Source organism: Streptomyces sp. ADI95-16 (assembly GCF_003721495.1).
Classification (GTDB): Bacteria; Actinomycetota; Actinomycetes; order Streptomycetales; family Streptomycetaceae; genus Streptomyces; species Streptomyces goshikiensis.
The window spans coordinates 4,444,172-4,461,572 of sequence record NZ_CP033581.1; the positions used below are offsets into that span (position 1 = coordinate 4,444,172).

Annotated in this window: 16 protein-coding genes; 4 read left to right on the forward strand and 12 right to left on the reverse strand. The window is 71.6% G+C overall.

The genetic code is table 11. The features are described 5' to 3' along the window. Positions 1 to 37 precede the first annotated feature (37 nt). Positions 38 to 403, forward strand: coding sequence for a hypothetical protein (locus EES41_RS19695; protein WP_164495888.1), 366 nt, complete (start codon positions 38 to 40; stop codon positions 401 to 403). Positions 404 to 426: 23 nt separating this feature from the next. On the opposite strand, the gene EES41_RS19700 is transcribed toward EES41_RS19695, so the two are convergent. The 4 genes from EES41_RS19700 to EES41_RS19715 form a co-directional block, all read right to left on the reverse strand. Continuing rightward, positions 427 to 1,644 carry an MFS transporter gene (locus EES41_RS19700; protein ID WP_123079702.1) on the reverse strand — a complete coding sequence of 406 codons (1,218 nt, stop codon included), beginning with the start codon at positions 1,642 to 1,644 and terminating at the stop codon, positions 427 to 429. Further along, on the reverse strand, positions 1,641 to 2,399 hold the full coding sequence (locus tag EES41_RS19705) for a GntR family transcriptional regulator (RefSeq protein ID WP_123079703.1): 759 nt from the start codon (positions 2,397 to 2,399) through the stop codon (positions 1,641 to 1,643). Before EES41_RS19705 ends, EES41_RS19700 begins: the two co-directional genes overlap by 4 nt. A gap of 278 nt (positions 2,400 to 2,677) precedes the next feature. After that, entirely contained in the window at positions 2,678 to 3,979 is a 1,302-nt protein-coding gene (locus tag EES41_RS19710) for a hypothetical protein (protein ID WP_123079704.1), read from the reverse strand. Between the two features lie 315 nt (positions 3,980 to 4,294). Further along, entirely contained in the window at positions 4,295 to 5,578 is a 1,284-nt protein-coding gene (locus tag EES41_RS19715; RefSeq protein WP_008741383.1) for an adenylosuccinate synthase, read from the reverse strand. A gap of 184 nt (positions 5,579 to 5,762) precedes the next feature. Here EES41_RS19715 and EES41_RS19720 point away from each other — a divergent pair, with 184 nt between their 5' ends. Further along, entirely contained in the window at positions 5,763 to 6,554 is a 792-nt protein-coding gene (locus tag EES41_RS19720; protein WP_123079705.1) for a diacylglycerol kinase, read from the forward strand. Between the two features lie 101 nt (positions 6,555 to 6,655). On the opposite strand, the gene EES41_RS19725 is transcribed toward EES41_RS19720, so the two are convergent. Next, complete coding sequence (locus EES41_RS19725) at positions 6,656 to 7,135, reverse strand: GbsR/MarR family transcriptional regulator (RefSeq protein WP_123082577.1); 480 nt, start codon at positions 7,133 to 7,135, stop codon at positions 6,656 to 6,658. Between the two features lie 75 nt (positions 7,136 to 7,210). Between EES41_RS19725 and EES41_RS19730 the strand changes: the two genes are divergently transcribed. Together EES41_RS19730 and EES41_RS19735 are read left to right on the forward strand one after the other, a co-directional pair. Next, a complete protein-coding gene (locus tag EES41_RS19730) occupies positions 7,211 to 8,107 on the forward strand; it encodes an ABC transporter ATP-binding protein (protein ID WP_123079706.1) in 897 nt (298 codons plus the stop codon). Further along, on the forward strand, positions 8,104 to 9,696 hold the full coding sequence (locus tag EES41_RS19735) for an ABC transporter permease (RefSeq protein WP_123079707.1): 1,593 nt from the start codon (positions 8,104 to 8,106) through the stop codon (positions 9,694 to 9,696). The genes EES41_RS19730 and EES41_RS19735 overlap by 4 nt, the downstream gene beginning before the upstream one ends. A gap of 32 nt (positions 9,697 to 9,728) precedes the next feature. Here EES41_RS19735 and EES41_RS19740 read toward each other — a convergent pair whose 3' ends face one another. The 7 genes from EES41_RS19740 to EES41_RS19770 form a co-directional block, all read right to left on the reverse strand. Further along, complete coding sequence (locus EES41_RS19740; protein WP_123079708.1) at positions 9,729 to 10,931, reverse strand: cytochrome P450; 1,203 nt, start codon at positions 10,929 to 10,931, stop codon at positions 9,729 to 9,731. Between the two features lie 63 nt (positions 10,932 to 10,994). Next, the gene (locus EES41_RS19745; RefSeq protein WP_037797930.1) at positions 10,995 to 11,654 is read right to left on the reverse strand and encodes a response regulator transcription factor; all 660 of its coding nucleotides are present in this window, start codon (positions 11,652 to 11,654) and stop codon (positions 10,995 to 10,997) included. Beyond that, positions 11,651 to 12,943 carry a sensor histidine kinase gene (locus tag EES41_RS19750; protein WP_123079709.1) on the reverse strand — a complete coding sequence of 431 codons (1,293 nt, stop codon included), beginning with the start codon at positions 12,941 to 12,943 and terminating at the stop codon, positions 11,651 to 11,653. Before EES41_RS19750 ends, EES41_RS19745 begins: the two co-directional genes overlap by 4 nt. A gap of 136 nt (positions 12,944 to 13,079) precedes the next feature. Next, on the reverse strand, positions 13,080 to 13,751 hold the full coding sequence (locus EES41_RS19755) for a response regulator transcription factor (protein WP_123079710.1): 672 nt from the start codon (positions 13,749 to 13,751) through the stop codon (positions 13,080 to 13,082). Continuing rightward, positions 13,748 to 15,079: a sensor histidine kinase gene (locus EES41_RS19760; RefSeq protein ID WP_254211507.1), complete on the reverse strand. Its 1,332-nt coding sequence runs from the start codon at positions 15,077 to 15,079 to the stop codon at positions 13,748 to 13,750. The genes EES41_RS19755 and EES41_RS19760 overlap by 4 nt, the downstream gene beginning before the upstream one ends. Positions 15,080 to 15,107: 28 nt before the next feature. Further along, complete coding sequence (locus EES41_RS19765) at positions 15,108 to 16,313, reverse strand: acyltransferase (RefSeq protein ID WP_123079712.1); 1,206 nt, start codon at positions 16,311 to 16,313, stop codon at positions 15,108 to 15,110. Further along, complete coding sequence (locus tag EES41_RS19770) at positions 16,306 to 17,259, reverse strand: alpha/beta hydrolase (RefSeq protein WP_123079713.1); 954 nt, start codon at positions 17,257 to 17,259, stop codon at positions 16,306 to 16,308. Before EES41_RS19770 ends, EES41_RS19765 begins: the two co-directional genes overlap by 8 nt. Between the last annotated feature and the right edge of the window lie 142 nt (positions 17,260 to 17,401).

The window sequence follows — 17,401 nt, forward strand, 5'->3', positions numbered from 1 at the left end:
GGCGCCCGAAAGTGCGTCTGACCTCAGGGGGACGAGTATGCAGATCCGCAGGAAGATAGCGACCGCAGCCGTGACCGTCGCGATGGCGGGCACGGGTCTGATCGCCGGCACCGGCTCGGCCTTCGCCGGTACGAACGGGCAGCAGATCCAGATCGACGACGCCTCCGGGCGCGCCAGGTCGGTGTACATCGGGGGCGCCAACCAGAACGGCTCGTACGTGGGCCACTGCTTCAACATCAGCCCGGGCAACTCCACCCCGCTGGGCGGCTGGTGGTGGAAGAACAGCGTGGACGTCACCGCGTACTCGTACGCCAACTGCGGTGGCGGGCGGTTCTACTACAAGAACGCCTGGATCAACACCACCCAGAGCTGGGGCGACTACCAGGTCGTCTCGGTCCACTGACACCCCCGCCGCCCCGGCCGTGACTACGGCCGGGGCGGCCTTCTAAGCGGTGACAGGAAGGTGGGGAGGGCGCTCAGTGTCATGCCCGCCGCGCCGATCCACAAGGTGCCCGTTGCTCCGATCGCAGAGCCCGAGACTCCGCCCAAAAGGCCTCCGAGCGGAATGCCGCCCCAGGAGAAGAATCGGGCTGTTGCGCTCATCCGGCCCAGAAGCCGATCCGGTGTCAGGGCCTGTTGGAGGCTTGATTGGGCCACCACGCGGACGACTCCGCCCAGTGAAAGCGCCGCGAGCCCGATGGCGGCCACATATACGCTCCAGTCGGCTCGCGCCAATGGCATGAGTGCGGTCAAGGGACAGGTGATCAGAGATGCCATCCAGATGACCGGGCCCTGCCCGACCCGCTTGGCGAGCCTGGTTGCCAAGAGCGAGCCCAGCAGCGCACCGCAGCCCATTCCCGAGAAGACGAGGCCGATGCCAGAGGGCTGGAGGCCGATCTCCCGGTCCAAAAAGACCAGCAGCATGGTTTGGTACATGGCCAGGAAGAGGCTGAATATCGCATCCCCCGCCAGTATTGCTCGTAGGGGAGGGTGCTTGAGGGTGAATTTCAGTCCCTCCTTGATCTCCCGTACCAATTGAGGCCGCTCACTCGGATCCGGCTTCTGTTCGCGCGTGCGCATGGTGATCGCGAGCAGCCCCGACATGGCCATCCCGGCCGAACTCACCAAAAGCGTTGCAGGAGCTCCCACCAGGCTGACCAGTGGTCCTGCCGCCGTCGGCCCGCTGATGCTGGTCACGGAGCGTATGGCCGACAGTTTCGCGTTCCCCTGCACGAGATTGCCGCGTCCCACCACGTGCGGGAGATAGCTGACGTACGCGACATCGAAGAAGACGGTCAATACTCCGTGGACCAGGGCAACCGCATAGAGCCACCAGATGGTCAGAAAGCCGGCTGCGGACGCCACCGGAACCGTCAGGAGGAGCAGCGCGCGAGCGAGGTCGGTGGTGATCATCACCGATCGCTTCCGCATGCGGTCCACCCACGCGCCTGCCGGTAACCCGACCAGGAGCGATCCTGCCGAGGTCATCGCAGTCAGCAATCCCACTTGGAACTCGTCGGCACGCAATGCGGCGATGGCAACGAGGGGCAGGGCCAGAAAGATGACGCGGTCGCCCAACTGGCCGAGTGCCGTGGCAGCAGACAACCGGCCGAAATCCGGATCGCGTAAGAGTCCGAGCCTCATGGAAGGTCGACTCCGAACTCGTAGACCACTTCCCGGCGCGCGTCCGGAATGACCATGTCGGCCGTTTCCACCGGGCGTCCGTCCGTGTCGAAGATGGTCCGCTCGATCTGGAGCACGAGGTCCCCCACGCCGATCCCCAGGAGGTTCGCCTGCATCTGGGTGGCGCGAGCCGGGCGCGGCACCTCGACCACGGTCGAGATGACCACCCCGATGGAACGCATGCGCTCGACCACCCCCTTGCCTGCCAGGGGCCCCTTCTCGGGCAGCACGATCGGCGTTCCGTCCGTGATGGCCATCGGCTCCCAGGATGCGGAGAGCTGGACGGGTTGCCCGTCGGCGAGGAACTCGTAGTGCGTGTGGACGCAGAGGTCCCCGGAACTGATGGCGAGCCGCTCGGCGATCGGCTCGGGAGCGGGGACGCGCACCTCGCTGTGTGAATCCCAGGCGTCGGCCCGGCCCCGCTCCCTCCTGTCCTGCCATGAAGGAGAGCCGTCCCGGCGTTCGTGGTGCCGCGAGCGGACCAGTCGCAGGCGCTCTCGCGGCATGCGGACGTAGGTGCCCGAGCCGGCGCGTCCTTCGAGGAGACCGTCGATGATCAGACGGTCCATGGCCCTCTGCATGACGTTGCGTCCGACCCCGTACTCCACGGCGAGCCGCGCCCGGGACGGCAGGCGCTCCCCGATCTCCCACTCTCCCGCGAGGATTCGTGCGCGCAGGACTTCGGCCACGGCGAGGTACGGCGCCTCTCGCGGCATCGATGGTCCTCCGATCGTCTTGCTCTGCGGCAGCCGGTCACTTCCAGGGGGCGTTGGCAAGCTACTCGACCTGGAAAAAGCTGCTGGAGTAGAAATACGCCCCGAGCTCGTGCGCCGCGCGGCTTCCGGGCACATGACGGGTCCCGGTCAGGAGGAACGGAACCCCCTGGGCGGCCCCAACACCTCGGCTGCTTGATCCCGTTCGGGTGAATCCGGCCGCCCGGACCGGCCCGGCACAGCGTGGACGCACCACGTGTGCCGGGCCGCTTCCGCGTACGTCAGGCGCGGCCGGCGCCACCGCGGCGGCGGGCGCCGAGCCAGGCGGCCGCGCCGCCGAGGGCGACGAGGACGGCGGCCAGGCCGGCGTAGAGGCCGGTGTTCGAGTCGGAGCCGGTGTGCGCGAGGGAGCCCGAGGCCTGCGGGGTGCCACCCGCGGGCGCGGTGACCGGGGAGACGGCGGAGGAGGAGGCGGTCTGGGACACCTGGGTGGTGGTAGTGGTGGAGCCGGCCGGCTTGGCGGCCTTGGGCTGCCCGGGCTTGGAGGTGGCCTGCTTGGCGGGGGCCAGCTTGAAGTCCGTGGCGGTGGTGGAGATGTACTCGACCTTCTTCTCGTCCAGGGCGACGCCCGCGTGCAGGGTGACGAGGGTGGGCCGGGTGATCTGCGTCTTGGGGCCGAGCTTGACCTGGAGGGCGAACGTGTCCGCCGACACGCCGTCGAAGTCCTTCGGCATGTCCGGCAGCATGAAGTCGCCGTTGCGGTCGGGGTGGACGTCGGTCCACTTGCCGTCGACCATCACGCGCACCTGGGTGTCGGGGTTCTTGACGTCGCCCGGGAACTTCACCGTCAGGCGGGTGACGAGGTCGGAGCTGAACGCGACGCCCTCGTGCCGGTACCAGAGGTTCAGCTGCTTGCAGAGGCTCGCGTCCTTCGCGCCGTCACAGGTGCCGTTGTCCTCGAAGTGGGTCGACAGCTTGGCCGCCGGGCCCGTCGCCGGGGCCGCCTTGAGGGTGAGGGTGTCCTGGCCGTCCGGTGCCAGCTCGTGGGAGGTGGTGCTGGCGCGCAGCTCGAACGCGTTGCTGTTGACCGGGTAGCCCTTGCCGAGCCCCACGGTGACCTTCCACTTCAGCTTGCCGCCCGCCGGGACCTCGAAGCCGGCCGAGAGGTCCTTGCCGGCCGGGTAGAACACGCCCTGCCAGCCGCGGTCCTGCTGCCCGATGAAGGACGCGGTGTCCGGCGCGTTGATCTCGTCCACCCTGAAGACGACGTCGCTCTTCTTGAGCGCGATCGGGCTGTCGAGGTTGCCGAGGAGCCAGGGGTGGAACGGGGCCGCCTTGTCGCCCGGGTTGGTGACCGTGAGGTCGAAGCTCTCGGTCGCACCGCCGCGGGTGAGCGGGCCGCTCGGGACCGGGGCGCCCAGCTCGATCCGCAGCGCGGGGGCGCCGCCCGTGGCCGGCGCGGCGTAGGCCGACAGCGGCATCAGGACCGTACCGGCGACGGCGGCGACGACGGCGGTGGCGGCCGCGGTGCGGAAGGTACGGCGGGTGGTGACGGCAGCGGTGACGGCGGTGCGAGCGGACATGGTGGACTCCCCCAAGGAATCAGCGAGGGCTCGCGGCGGACGGCGGCGGGCCGCAGACGCAGCGAAGCGGAAGAGAGAAAGAGAAGGTGTGGCCGAGCGGCCGGGTGGTGTGGAATGTCGCTCTCGGCCGGTGTTCTCGTTCTTCCCCCGGGCTGCGCGATGTGCTCATCCTCGCCCACCGGCGATCTTGGAACCATCCGCTCTGTGTCACCGAACAGCAACAGCGCGATCGCCCTTCGTAACCCCGTGACCAGGTACGACGAAGGGGCGGGGCGCATGTGCGCCCCGCCCCTTCACAAGACCGTCAGGTCCGTCCTACAGGAACGAGTTGATCTCGATCGTCTCGGTCCGGCCCGGGCCGACGCCGATCGCGGAGATCGGGGCGCCCGACATCTCCTCCAGGGCCTTCACGTAGGCCTGGGCGTTCTTCGGGAGGTCCGAGAACGTCTTGGCCTTGGTGATGTCCTCGGACCAGCCGGGCAGGTTTTCGTAGATCGGCTTCGCGTGGTGGAAGTCCGTCTGCGAGTACGGGAGCTCCTCGACGCGCTTGCCGTCGATCTCGTACGCGACGCAGACCGGGATCTGCTCCCAGCCGGTCAGCACGTCGAGCTTGGTGAGGAAGAAGTCCGTCAGGCCGTTCACGCGGGTCGCGTAGCGGGCGATCGGGGCGTCGAACCAGCCGCAGCGGCGGTCACGGCCGGTGGTGACACCGCGCTCGCCACCGATGCGGCGCAGGTCCTCGCCGTCCTGGTCGAACAGCTCGGTCGGGAACGGGCCCGCGCCGACGCGCGTGGTGTAGGCCTTGAGGATGCCGATGACGCGGCTGATCTTCGTCGGGCCGACGCCGGTACCGGTGCAGGCGCCGCCCGCGGTCGGGTTCGACGAGGTGACGAAGGGGTACGTGCCGTGGTCGACGTCGAGGAGCGTGCCCTGGCCGCCCTCGAAGAGCACGACCTTGTCCTCGTCGAGCGCGTTGTTGAGGATCAGGGTGGTGTCGGCGACGTACGGCTTGATCTGCTCCGCGTACTGGAGCATCTCCTCGACGATCGCGCCGGCCTCGATCGCGCGGCGGTTGTACAGCTTCGCGAGCAGCTGGTTCTTGCCCTCCAGCGCCGCTTCGACCTTCTGGATGAGGATCGACTCGTCGTACAGGTCCTGGACGCGGATGCCGACGCGGTTGATCTTGTCCGCGTAGGTCGGACCGATGCCGCGACCGGTGGTGCCGATCTTGCGCTTGCCGAGGAATCGCTCGCCGACCTTGTCCAGCGTCACGTTGTACGGCGTAATGAGGTGCGCGTTACCGCTGATGAGCAGCTTGGAGGTGTCGATTCCGCGGTCATTGAGCCCACGGAGCTCCGACAGCAGTACGGCCGGGTCGACCACGACACCGTTGCCGATGACCGGGGTGCATCCGGGGGAGAGGATGCCGGAAGGGAGAAGGTGCAGTGCGTACTTCTGGTCGCCTACGACAACCGTGTGGCCGGCATTGTTGCCGCCCTGGTAGCGCACCACATAGTCAACGGATCCACCGAGCAGGTCGGTGGCCTTTCCCTTGCCCTCGTCACCCCACTGAGCTCCGAGCAGCACAAGAGCGGGCACAGGCGTACACCTCTTCCGGATGGGGCATGTCCAAGGTCAGGGGGCGTACGACGATGTACACCGCAGGCTGAGCCGTCGGACCGGTACCCCGGAATAGACGAAGGCCCTGGCGCAATAGCGCAAGGGCCTCTTGCACAAAGATGCTACCCGAGGAAGGACCGAGGTGTCGGCTCCAGAGCCCACCATGAGCCATGCGGGCGCGCCGGTCGGCGGCCTGCTCGTGCTCGTCGACCCGGTCGCCCGCCGTTTGGACGGCGAGTCTGTGCGGATCGCGAAAGATGTGTTGTCGGCCGGGGCGGCGGCGAAGATCTGCCTGCCCGACTCGCCGGAGGAATTCGCGCGGGCCCTCGCCCGCCGGGGCCATCGCAGGCCCGTGATCGTGGGGGACGACGGAGCGCTGGTACGGGCTGTGACGCTGTTGCACCGATCGCGTGACCTGTCGGGGGAGGAGGCGCTCTCGCTGATCCCCGTCGGTCCGGTCGGCTCGCTCGGGCTGGCCCGGTCGCTCGGCGTGCCGCTGTCGGCCGTCATGGCGGCGCGGGCGGCCCTGGACGGCGTCGCGCACCCGCGGGACCTGCTCGTGGACGACAGCGACGGCGTGGTCCTGGGCGGGCTGCGGGTCCTGCCGCTCGGGTCGCGCACGGTGCGGCGGTCGCTGCTGCGCACGCTGCTGTCGCCCGCCGGGGGGCCGACCGTGCGCGTGGCGCACCGGCTGCGGGTGGAGGCGGACGGGGTGGTCCTGGCGGACGTGGACCACGAGGTCGAGGACCTGTCGGTGACGACGCGGGAGCCGGGCGGGCTGGCGGAGGTCGTGATCCGGCTGTCCGGCGCCCGCCGGGTGACGGAGCGGGCCGCCACGGTGACGGTGTCGGGCTCGGACTTCCGCTACCGCGCCGACCACGCCCCGACGGGCCCCATCCGCCGCCGTACCTGGACCCTGCGCGGAGCGGCCTGGAGCCTGACCCTGCCCCGCTGACGGTCGCCCGCCGCTGCCGCTGCCGCTGCCGCTCGCGCCTCTGAGGGGCGGGGCGGCGGCGTACGGGCCCCGGTCGGCACGTCCGGCGCGGCCGCAGGCGGTCAGGGGAGGTCGAGCGTGGCGCGGTGGGCGCGCCAGCGGGCCATCATCCCGTGCATCTCGCTCTGCAGGAACGCGAAGAACGCCGCCGTCTCGGTCATCCGCGCCCCCGCCGGTGAGTCCGCGCCGAGGCCGGCCGCGCCGTCGCGGAGGGTCTTCTCGAACAGGGTCAGCGCCTGGTCCCGCCGGGTGAACGTCTCGTACCAGAGCTCGTTGTGCAGCACGTACCGGTCGCGCCGCGAGCCCGGCTCGCGCTCGCGGCTGACCATGGTGACCTGCGTCAGGTACGCCACCGCCCCCGACACCGCCGCCGGGCTGATCCGGAGCGCCTCGCTCAGTTCCGCCGAGGTCATCGCGCCGCCGTCGCTCGCGAGCAGCCGCGCGAAGACGCGGGCCGCCATGCGCTGCATGCCCGCCTCGGTCAGCTGCGCGGCGAACCGCTCCACGAAGCGGGAGACCGCTTCCTCGTTCCGTACATCCATGTCGTCCGCCACCCTCCTGACTTTACGTGATTTCCGAACTTCACAAGTTTGTGAAAATAACGTACGTTCAAGGGCATGACGAAGGCGATCCGCGTTGCCGGCCTCCACAAGGCGTTCGGCCGCACCCACGCACTGGACGGTCTCGACCTCTCCGTCACCACCGGCGAGGTGCACGGTTTCCTCGGACCCAACGGCGCCGGCAAGTCCACCGCCATCCGGGTCCTGCTCGGCCTGCTGCGCGCCGACTCCGGCACCGCGGAGCTGCTCGGCGGCGACCCCTGGGCCGACGCCGTCGCGCTCCACCGGCGCGTCGCGTACGTCCCCGGGGACGTCACCCTCTGGCGCAACCTCTCCGGCGGCGAGGTCATCGACCTCTACGGGCGGCTGCGCGGCGGCCTCGACCGCGCCCGCCGGGCCGAGCTGACCGAGCGGTTCGAACTCGACCCGACCAAGAAGGGCCGTACCTACTCCAAGGGCAACCGCCAGAAGGTCGCCCTCGTCGCCGCCTTCGCGTCCGATGTCGAGCTGCTCGTCCTCGACGAGCCCACCTCGGGCCTCGACCCGCTGATGGAGGAGGTCTTCCGGGGCTGCGTGAGCGAAGCCCGCGCCGCCGGGCGCACCATCCTGCTCAGCTCGCACATCCTCAGCGAGGTCGAGGCCCTCTGCGACCGGGTCAGCATCATCCGCAAGGGCCGCACCGTCGAGAGCGGCACCCTCGCCGAGCTGCGCCACCTCACCCGTACGTCGATCAGCGCCGAACTCGCCGGGCCGCCGGGCGGGATCGCCCGGCTGCCGGGCGTGCACGAAGTGGAGGTGCGGGGGCCGAGGATCAGCCTCCAGGCCGACACCGACAAGCTCGACGCCGTACTGCGCTCCCTCGCCCAGTCGGGCGTCCGGTCGCTGACCTCGTCCCCGCCGACCCTGGAGGAGCTCTTCCTACGGCACTACGCGAACCCGGGTGCGGTGCGATGAACGCCCAACTGGCGGGAACTGGCGCCCTGTTGCGCCTCGCCCTGCGCCGCGACCGTGTCATGGCGCCGGTCTGGATCCTGGTCGTGGCGATGCTGGTGCTGAGCCTGCCCGGCTCCCTCGAATCGGTGTACGGGACGGCCGCCGAGCGGGAGCGCCTGCTCGCCACGATGACCACCAACGGCTCGCTGCGCGCCCTGTACGGCCCGGTCTTCGGCGATTCGATCGGCGCCCTGACCGCTTGGCGCGGCGGGGTCTTCGCCGGGCTGCTCGCCGGTGTCATGAGCCTGGCCATCGTCGTCCGGCACACCCGCGAGGAGGAGGAATCGGGCCGTCAGGAACTGCTCTCCGCCGCCATGGTGGGCCGCCGCGCCCCGCTGACGGCCGCGCTCCTCGCCGCCCTGACCGCCAACGCGGCGGCCGCCCCGCTCGTCACCGCCGGCCTCGCCGGACGCGGCGCGGCCGGTGCGCTCGCCCTCGGGCTCGGCATCGGCGCCACCGGCATGCTGTTCGCCGCCCTGGCCGCCATCGCGGCGCAGCTCACCGAGAGCGCGCGGCTCGCGAAGGGGCTCACCGGGGCGTTCATCGGCGCGGCGTTCGTGCTGCGCGCCGCCGGGGACGCGGGCGCGCCCGACGGCGGCTCGGCGCTGACCTGGATCTCGCCGCTCGGCTGGCTGGAACACGTACGGGCCTTCGCGGCCGAACGCTGGTGGGTGCTCGCCCTGTTCGCGGCGGCCTCGGCGGCGCAGCTGGCGGCCGCGTACGCCCTGGCGGCCCGCCGGGACGTCGGCATGAGCTTCCTGCCCGCCCGGCCGGGCCCGGCGCGGGGGCGGCTCGGCTCGGCCGGGGCGCTCGCCTGGCGGCTCCAGCGCGGCACCCTGCTCGGCTGGAGCCTCGGATTCCTGGTCGCGGGCGTGGTGTTCGGCGGGATGACGGACGGCGCGACCGAGCTGGTCGGCGACAACGCCAAGACCCGCGAGATCATCGAGCGGATGGGTGGTGAGGCCGATCAGGCCGGGCAGGGTGTGCTCACGGACGCCTTCCTCGCCACCATGGCCGGGATGCTCGCCATGGTCGCCGCCCTCTACATCGTCTCGGCCGTACTGCGCCTGAGCGCCGAGGAGTCGGGGCAGCGCGCGGAACCGCTGCTCGCGAACGCGGTCGGGCGGCTGCGCTGGGCCGGCGGTCACCTGGCCGTCGCCTTCGGCGGGTCGGCGCTGATCCTGCTGCTGGCCGGGCTCGGGCTCGGCATCGGCCACGGGGAGGACATCGGCGGTGCGGTCGCCGCGACCCTCGGACAGCTGCCGGCGGTGTGGGTCATCGGAGCGCTGGCGGCCCTGCTGCACGGCGCGGCCCCGCGGTTCGCGGTCGCCGCCTGGGCGGTGGCGGGCGCCGGGCTGGCCCTGGGCTGGGTCGGACCGGCGCTGAACCTCCCGCAGGCGGTGCTGGATCTGTCACCCTTCGCCCACCTGCCGAAGCTGCCGGGCGGTCAGGACCCGTCCTGGGCGCCCTTCTTCGCCCTGACGGCGCTTGCGGCGGCCCTGCTGGCGGCAGCCCTGACCGCCCTGCGCCGCCGGGACCTGGCCGCCTAGGGCGGCGCGGGCCCGGCGGGCCGCGGGCCTCGCTAGAACTCGACGAGCAGCTCCTCCAGACCCCGGATCACATACCCGTCCCGCCACCGCGGCTCCCGTACGAGCCGCAGTGGCGGGATCCCGTCCGCCAACAGCGCTCCGAAGGAGGCCTCCAGCTCCCGCCGCGCGAGCGGCGCCCCCAGGCAGTAGTGGATCCCGGCCCCGAAGGACAGGTGCGGGTTGTCGGCCCGTACGAGGTCCAGCGTGTCCGGGTCGGTGAACCGCGCGGGGTCCCGGTTGGCGGAGCCGAAGAGCAGCGCGACCTCGGCCCCGCGCGGGATCGTGACGCCCCCGATCTCGATGTCGTCGAGCACCCAGCGCTCGAACATCTGGAGCGGAGTGTCGAAACGCAAAAGTTCATCCACAGCTGTGGACAACTTTTCGGGATTCCGCCTGAGGTCCGCCAGCCGGTCCGGATGGCGGAAGAGTGTCCACCAGCCGTTGACGGTCGTATTGACCGTGGCCTCGTGCCCGGCGTTCAGCAGGAGCACACAGGTGGAGATCATCTCCTGCTCGCTGAGGCGGCCCTCCTCATCGTGGGCGGCGATCAGTCCGGAGATCAAATCGCTGCCGGGACGCTCCCGGCGCTCGGCGATCAGCGTGCGCAGGTAGTCGCTGAACTCCACGCTCGCCCGGACCGCCCGGCGCGCCGTCTCCTCGTCCGGCCGCAGCTCGAACATCCCGCAGATGTCCGCCGACCACGGCCGCAGCGGCCCCCGGTCGGACTCCGGCACCCCCAGCAGCTCCGCGATCACCGCCACCGGCAGCGGTTCGGCGACCGCGGTCAGCAGGTCCCCGCCGCCGTCCGCGAGCAGCCCCGCCGCCAGCTTCCCGGCCATCCGCCGTACGGCGGGGACGAGTTGCTCCACGGTGCGCGGCGTGAAGGCCTTCGCCACCAGCCGCCGGACCCGCGCGTGCGCCGGATCCTCCAGGTCCAGCAGCCCGTTCCCGTTGAGGACGTGGAACGGCTCGTGCGCCGGGGGCGGCGCCTCGCGTCCGAACTCCTCATGGGTGAAGCGGTGCAGGTACGTCCGGCCGAGCCGGCGGTCGCGCAGCAGCGCGTTCACATCGGCGTAGTGCGGCACCAGCCACTGGCCGGTCGCCTCCGACCAGATGGCTCGCCCTTGCTCACGCAACTCCCGGTAGGCGGGGTACGGATCGGCGACGAAAGCGGCATCCCACGGATCAAAGCCCATCCCGGCACCTTAAACGCGACGGAGGCCCCGGGGCGGGCTCCCGGCCCGGACGGCTCGGAGCGGCTACGTCGGCGTCACCAGCCGGGTCTCGTAGGCGAACACCGCCGCCTGGGTGCGGTCGCGCAGGCCCAGCTTCACCAGGATCCGGCTCACATGCGTCTTGATCGTGGACTCCGCGACGATGAGCCGGTCCGCTATCTCCGCGTTGGACAGCCCCTGCGCGATCAGCACCAGCACCTCCGTCTCCCGCTCGGTCAACTCCCCCACACTCGCCGGGTCCGCCAGCTTCGGCGCCTCCGACAGCTTCGAGAACTCGGAGATCAGCCGCTTGGTCACCGAGGGCGCCAGCAGCGCCTCCCCGGAGGCCACCACCCGCACCCCCTCGGCCAGCTGCCGGGCCGAGGCGTCCTTCAGCAGGAACCCGGAGGCCCCGGCCCGCAGGGCCTGGTACACGTACTCGTCGAGGTCGAAGGTCGTCAGGACCAGCACCTTCGCGTCCGTGTCGGCGGCCACGATCTCCCGCGTCGCCTCCAGCCCGTTCATCTCCGGCATCCGGATGTCCATCAGCACCACATCCGGCTCCAGCGCCGCGACCTGGGCGATGGCCTGGCGGCCGTCGACCGCCTCGCCCACCACCTCGATGCCGTCCATCGCGTTCAGCAGCACCGAGAAGCCTTCGCGGACCATCATCTGGTCGTCCACGATCAGCACCCTGATCGTCATCGCGCCGCCTCCACCGGCTCGTCCTGGGACTCCGGCCGGCTGCGGACCGGTATGAACACCGCGACCTCATATCCGCCCGACGCCGACTCCCCGGCCGTCATCTCCCCCTCCAGCATCGCCACCCGCTCCCGCATCCCCGTGATCCCGTGCCCCGCGCCCGGCGAGGGCCGCACATCCCCGGTCGGCGGGCCGTTGACGATCCGTATCCCCAGACCGCCCAGCACGTACGACACCTCCACCCCGGCCACCGCCCCCGGCGCGTGCCGCAGGGTGTTGCTCAGGGCCTCCTGGATGATCCGGTACGCCGACAGCTCCACGCCCTGCGGCAGCTCCCGCACCGAACCCGTCACCGTCTTCTCCACCTCCAGCCCGGTCTCCCGCACATTGGCCAGCAGCCCGTCCAGCGAGGCCAGCGTCGGCTGCGGGGCGTCCGGCGCCTCGTAGTCCGCCGAGCGCACCACACCCAGCACCCGCCGCAGCTCCGTCAGCGCCGAGACCGCGTTCTCCCGGATGGTGACGAACGCCGCCTCCAGCTCCGGCGGCGGGTTCTTCACCCGGTACGGCGCGGCCTCCGCCTGGATCGCCACCACCGACATGTGGTGCGCGACCACATCGTGCAGCTCGCGGGCGATCGTCGTGCGCTCCTCCAGCAGCGTCCGCCGGTCGCGCTCGACGGCCGTCACCTCCTGCTGCGCGGAGACCTCCGCCTTCGCGTGCCGCCGGATCTGGATGCTGCTCGCGATGGCCACGGCGATCGCCGAGACCACGAACATCGGCCCGAAGCTGGAGTTGTACCGGCTGCCGATCAGCAGCGAGAAGGAGACGCCGAACACCGTGGTGAGCGACCACATCCACCCCGCCACCCGAGGCCCGGTCCGCAGCGTCACCAGGATCAGGACCGCGATGTACGAGAAGAAGGCGCCCGGAGTCCACGGCCAGGTCAGCGACGGGCCGGCCAGCACGCCCAGCAGCAGCGTCATCGCCACCGCCGCCCACCACGCGGCGATCGGCCGGACCAGGGTCATCAGGACCGGAACGGCCGCCACCAGCCCCGTCAGGATCCGGCCCAGATCACCGAGGAAGGTGTACTGAGTGGTCGCCGTCGCCATGAAGGCGATGGCGGCCATCGCGACCACCACGGCATGCGGGGCCCATCCCGCCTTCCGGCGTATCCCCTTGGGGAGCAGCCGCAGGAGCGGCCCCCGGGCCACCGTCTGCGGCAGCGGACGGAAGGCGAAGGCGCCGTCGATGAGGTCACGGCGCAGGGTCTTCAGCAACCCCGAAGCCATTCTGAATTCCGGTGTCCGGGCTGTCCCCCCGGTGGTCGTCTCGCTCACATACAGAACCGTAGGTCGGCCGCCCCGTCGTCCGCGTCGCCGCTGATGGTGATTTCCGCGGATCCCCCTCAAGTACTACGAGGTCCGCTCAGTACCCCGTCGGACGGACCAGACCCGTCTCGTACGCGAACACCGCCGCCTGGGTGCGGTCCCGCAGGCCCAGCTTCACCAGGATCCGGCCCACATGCGTCTTCACCGTCTGCTCGGCCACGATCAGATGCCCCGCGATCTCCGCGTTGGACAGGCCCTGGGCGATCAGCGACAGCACCTCCGTCTCCCGCTCGGTCAGCTCCCCGAGCTTCGCCTTCGACGGCCCCCGCGGCGCCCCCATCCGGGAGAACTCGGTGATGAGCCGCTTGGTGATGTTCGGCGACAGCAGTGCCTCGCCGGCCGCCACCACCCGCACCGCCTCCGCGAGCTGGTCGGCCGACGCGTCCTTGAGCAGGAACCCGGAGGCCCCGGCGCGCAGCGCCTCGTAGACGTACTCGTCGAGGTCGAAGGTGGTGAGCACCAGCACCTTCACGGCGCCGGCCGGGTCGCCGGTGATGACGGCGGTCGCCTCGATGCCGCCCATGCCGGGCATGCGGATGTCCATCAGGACCACGTCCGGGGCGAGCTCGGCGACCTTCGCCACCGCGTCGGCCCCGTCCACGGCCTGGCCGACCACCTCGATGTCGGGCTGGGCGTTGAGGAGCACGGTGAAGCCCTGCCGGACCATCATCTGGTCGTCGGCGATCATCACCTTGATCGGGGTGCTCATGCGTCCTTCTTCAGGTCGGGGGAGGAGCCGGGGGCGCCGTCCAGGGGATCCGTCCGGGGGTCCATCGGGAGGACGGCGGACACCTCGTAACCACCGTCGGGGCGCGGGCCGGCGGCCAGCTCGCCCCCCAGCATGCCCGCCCGCTCGCGCATCCCGAGCAGCCCGTGCCCCGCACCCTGCGAGGGCGGGACCGGCCGGGTCGGAGCGCTGTTGGCGACGCACAGGTGCAGATCGCGCGGCCCGTACGCCACGCCGACCTCCGCCCGCGAGCCGGGCGCGTGGCGCAGGCAGTTGCTCAGCGCCTCCTGCACGATCCGGTACGCGGTGAGTTCGACGCCCGGAGTCAGCGGCCGCCGGATGCCGGCGATCGTCGTGGTGACATCCAGCCCGGCGCCGCGCACGTTGTCGACGAGGCCGTCCAGCTCGGCGAGGGTGGGCTGCGGGTGGTGGGGGTTCGCCGGATCGTCGGGCTGCTCGGAGCGCAGCACGCCGAGGACGCGGCGCAGTTCGGTCAGGGCCTCCAGGGCGTTCTCCCGGATGCCCGTCAGGTTCTCCTTGAGTTCCTCGGACGGGTTCTCCACCAGGTGCGGGGCGACCTGCGCCTGAATGGAGATCACCGACATGTGGTGGGCGACCACGTCGTGCAGTTCGCGGGCGATGCGGCTGCGTTCCTCCAGCAGGGTCCGCCGGGCCCGCTCCTCCTCGGTGAGGGTTTCCTGCTCGACGAGTTTGCCGCGGGCCAGCCGGGTGGCCCGCAGGGCGTAGCCGAGGATCCCCACGAACCCCAGGACGAGGGCCGCCGCGCCGATCATCGTCTGGCTCTGCGGCGGTCTGAGGACGGCCTCGGCCAGCCCGGAGAGGAGCAGCGTGATCCCGATGACCCAGACGGTCACCCGGGGCGGCACCCGCAGGGCGACCATCAGGATCAGCGGCGCGAACGTGAACGGCCCGGCGGGCGTCCAGGGCCAGGACTGCCCCTGACCGACGTGCCCGTGGACGGCCCAGGCGATGAGGGCGGCGGTGACGAGACCGAGCCACCAGGCGGCGATCGGCCGGAACATGCTGAGCAGGACGGACGCGGAGGTCAGCAGCGACAGCCCGAGCACGCCCGCACCGAGAACCCCGTAATGGTCGTTCAGCTGCATCCCCGTCAGAACCCCGCAGGGGATGGCCGCGTAGCCGAGGACCACATGCGGCAGCCAGGCCAGCCAGCGCGGCCGGGACATCCTCGGCAGCGGATCGCGCCTCAGGGTGAACAGCTCCCGGGGCACCACCCGCCGGGCGGTGCGTTCTTCGACGGGGGCGGGCGGCTCGCTCTGCTGTTTCACGCCGTCCAGGCTAAGGCGGGCCCCAGCACTAGACATGGTTGATCTCCTTGACGGAGGCCGCCCGGGGGCGGGGAACGGCGAGAGCGGCGGCGGCGCGGGCCGGATTCGGGCGCCGGGCGCCCTGCTCGTACGTACGGAACGCGGCCCAGCAGACCGCCAGCGCGGCGGCGAACACCGGCAGCCACAGCAGCCGGGCTGCTGCCCACCCGAGGGAATCGGGCACGGTGTGCAGACCGGGCAGGTCGAAGGGCGCCAGCAGCCCCAGCGCGGTGACGGCCATCATGGCGGTCTGGTGCCACAGGAAGATCGTCATGGCGGACAGGTTCACCAGGGCCACCTTCGCCCAGGCCCTCGGCCGGCGCATGGCCCGGGCCAGCGGCTCGCGCACCAGCAGGGCCAGCCCGCACTGGGCGAGACCGAACGCCACCGCGGCCAGCGTCGGCGGGTTCAGGTTCGATATCGCGGCCCCGGGGACCCCCACCATGGACGCCGGGTACCCGCCCCACAGGACCAGCGCGGCCGTCGCGGCCGCGCCCCCGCCGAGCAGCAGCGCGGCCGGGGTGCGCCGGGCGAACGCCCCGCGCGACCAGGCGGCCCCCAGCGTGTAGGGGACGAGCCAGCCCGCGGCCACATTGACCCAGCCGAGCCACTCGGGCCCGCCGCCGAAGCCGAACCGCCACGCGTCGACCCCGGCCACCACCGCCAGCGGCACCACCGCGGGCAGGCGCGACACCAGCGGGGTGGCCGCGGTCAGCGCCGCGAACACCAGCAGGAACCACAGCGGGGACAGCACCAGCTTCAGCAGCGTCAGCACCGTGTTCAGCTCGACCCCGCCGAGCAGCATCGCGCCCGACGTGACGGCCCACAGCGCGAGCACCGCCGCGACCGGACGGAACAGCCGGCTCAGCCGCTGCCCCACCCAGGCCCCGTACGGGACCCCGCGCTCCCGCGCCGACGCGAGGCTCCGCGCCCCGACATGGCCGCCGACGAGGAAGAACACGGCCAGGGTCTGGAACACCCACGACAGGGGCGCCAGCACGCTCATGTGCGCCAGCGGACTGGTGCTGCTCAGACCGCCGTTGGCGGTGGTCAGCGCGGTGACCAGCCAGTGGCCCAGCACCACCCCGAGGATCGCCAGGGCCCGCAGCGCGTCCACCGAGCGGTCCCGCCCGGCCGGGGTGGCGGCCTCCACCCGGCCGGCCAGGGCGGACCAGCGGGCACGGAGCTCACGCATGGGAGGCCTCCTGGGCGGTGCCGAGGACGATCCGGGCCAGGCTGTCGAGGGACGTGGTGTCCGGCTTGAGGTAGTCGCTGTGCCCGGCGCTCCCGGCGGCGAACACACGGGCGCCGAAGGCGGGATCCACGGGATCGGTGCCGAAGCCGACCCCGGCGACCCGGACGTGAGGGACGCCACCGATCCAGTCACCGCTGCCCCGCCCCGCCCATATGCGGGCGCCGGTCGGCAGCTCGCCGGCGGCGCCGGACCCGGTCCCCGGGCTCCCGAACAGGACCATGTCGGTGACCTCGGGCCCCGTCGCCGTCCGGGCGCAGACCACCGAACCGTAGGAGTGGCACAGCAGCGAGATCCGGGCCCCGGGCGGGGTGAAGTCCCCCAACCCGTCCAGGAAGGGCGCCAGTGCGGAGGCCGCCTCATCGGCGCGGCCGGTCGTCAGGACCGTGGCGCTGACCGTGCCGGGGGTGTCGTACCCGAGCCAGGCGACCACGGCGGAGCGGGCGTGCTCGGCCTGGAGGCGCTGCTGAAGTGCGACGGCCCCGGCACGGAACCTCTGGTAGGTGTCCAGGGTGGTGTCCGACCCCGGCACCAGGACGGTGACCCGGTCGGCGGACTCCAGATCGCCGAACACCTCGACGGCGCGGCCCTTCCCCCGGCCGTCGAAGGAGAGGAAACGCGGCGCCTGCGACGCCCCTGGCGTGCCCTGCGCCATCTCCCGCAGCTTCGCCGCCCGGCCCGTACGCCCCGCGTCCCGCGCCATTCGCTCCGCCTCGCCGAGGCCCGCGAGGTTCTCGGCGTACCGGACCTGGGGCGCGGTGTGCGCGGCGAAGGAAACGGGCTGGGGAGCCGGAGCGGTGGGGGAAGAGGCGGCGGCGGACAGAGGGAACGCGACGGCCGCGGCGACGAGACCGGCCAGAAGGGTGCGGTGCAAGCGGGCACGGGTCATGGTGTGTTGTTCCTTCGGTCCAGAGGGGCGTCCTTCTCTGGTACCGAATTTATGAATCCGGCCCCCTCGTCGGCGTCACGCTGCGGAGCCGCCTTTGGCCGTAGCTCTCAGGTATCACAAGGGCTACCTGAGAGTCAGAACA

Bases quoted from the DNA above. Each gene is read 5' to 3' on its own strand.
- EES41_RS19695 (WP_164495888.1), top strand. From the start codon at position 38: ATGCAGATCCGCAGGAAGATAGCGACCGCAGCCGTGACCGTCGCGATG.
- EES41_RS19700 (WP_123079702.1), bottom strand. From the start codon at position 1,644: ATGAGGCTCGGACTCTTACGCGATCCGGATTTCGGCCGGTTGTCTGCT.
- EES41_RS19705 (WP_123079703.1), bottom strand. From the start codon at position 2,399: ATGCCGCGAGAGGCGCCGTACCTCGCCGTGGCCGAAGTCCTGCGCGCA.
- EES41_RS19710 (WP_123079704.1), bottom strand. From the start codon at position 3,979: ATGTCCGCTCGCACCGCCGTCACCGCTGCCGTCACCACCCGCCGTACC.
- EES41_RS19720 (WP_123079705.1), top strand. From the start codon at position 5,763: ATGAGCCATGCGGGCGCGCCGGTCGGCGGCCTGCTCGTGCTCGTCGAC.
- EES41_RS19725 (WP_123082577.1), bottom strand. From the start codon at position 7,135: ATGGATGTACGGAACGAGGAAGCGGTCTCCCGCTTCGTGGAGCGGTTC.
- EES41_RS19730 (WP_123079706.1), top strand. From the start codon at position 7,211: ATGACGAAGGCGATCCGCGTTGCCGGCCTCCACAAGGCGTTCGGCCGC.
- EES41_RS19735 (WP_123079707.1), top strand. From the start codon at position 8,104: ATGAACGCCCAACTGGCGGGAACTGGCGCCCTGTTGCGCCTCGCCCTG.
- EES41_RS19740 (WP_123079708.1), bottom strand. From the start codon at position 10,931: ATGGGCTTTGATCCGTGGGATGCCGCTTTCGTCGCCGATCCGTACCCC.
- EES41_RS19745 (WP_037797930.1), bottom strand. From the start codon at position 11,654: ATGACGATCAGGGTGCTGATCGTGGACGACCAGATGATGGTCCGCGAA.
- EES41_RS19750 (WP_123079709.1), bottom strand. From the start codon at position 12,943: ATGGCTTCGGGGTTGCTGAAGACCCTGCGCCGTGACCTCATCGACGGC.
- EES41_RS19755 (WP_123079710.1), bottom strand. From the start codon at position 13,751: ATGAGCACCCCGATCAAGGTGATGATCGCCGACGACCAGATGATGGTC.
- EES41_RS19765 (WP_123079712.1), bottom strand. From the start codon at position 16,313: ATGCGTGAGCTCCGTGCCCGCTGGTCCGCCCTGGCCGGCCGGGTGGAG.
- EES41_RS19770 (WP_123079713.1), bottom strand. From the start codon at position 17,259: ATGACCCGTGCCCGCTTGCACCGCACCCTTCTGGCCGGTCTCGTCGCC.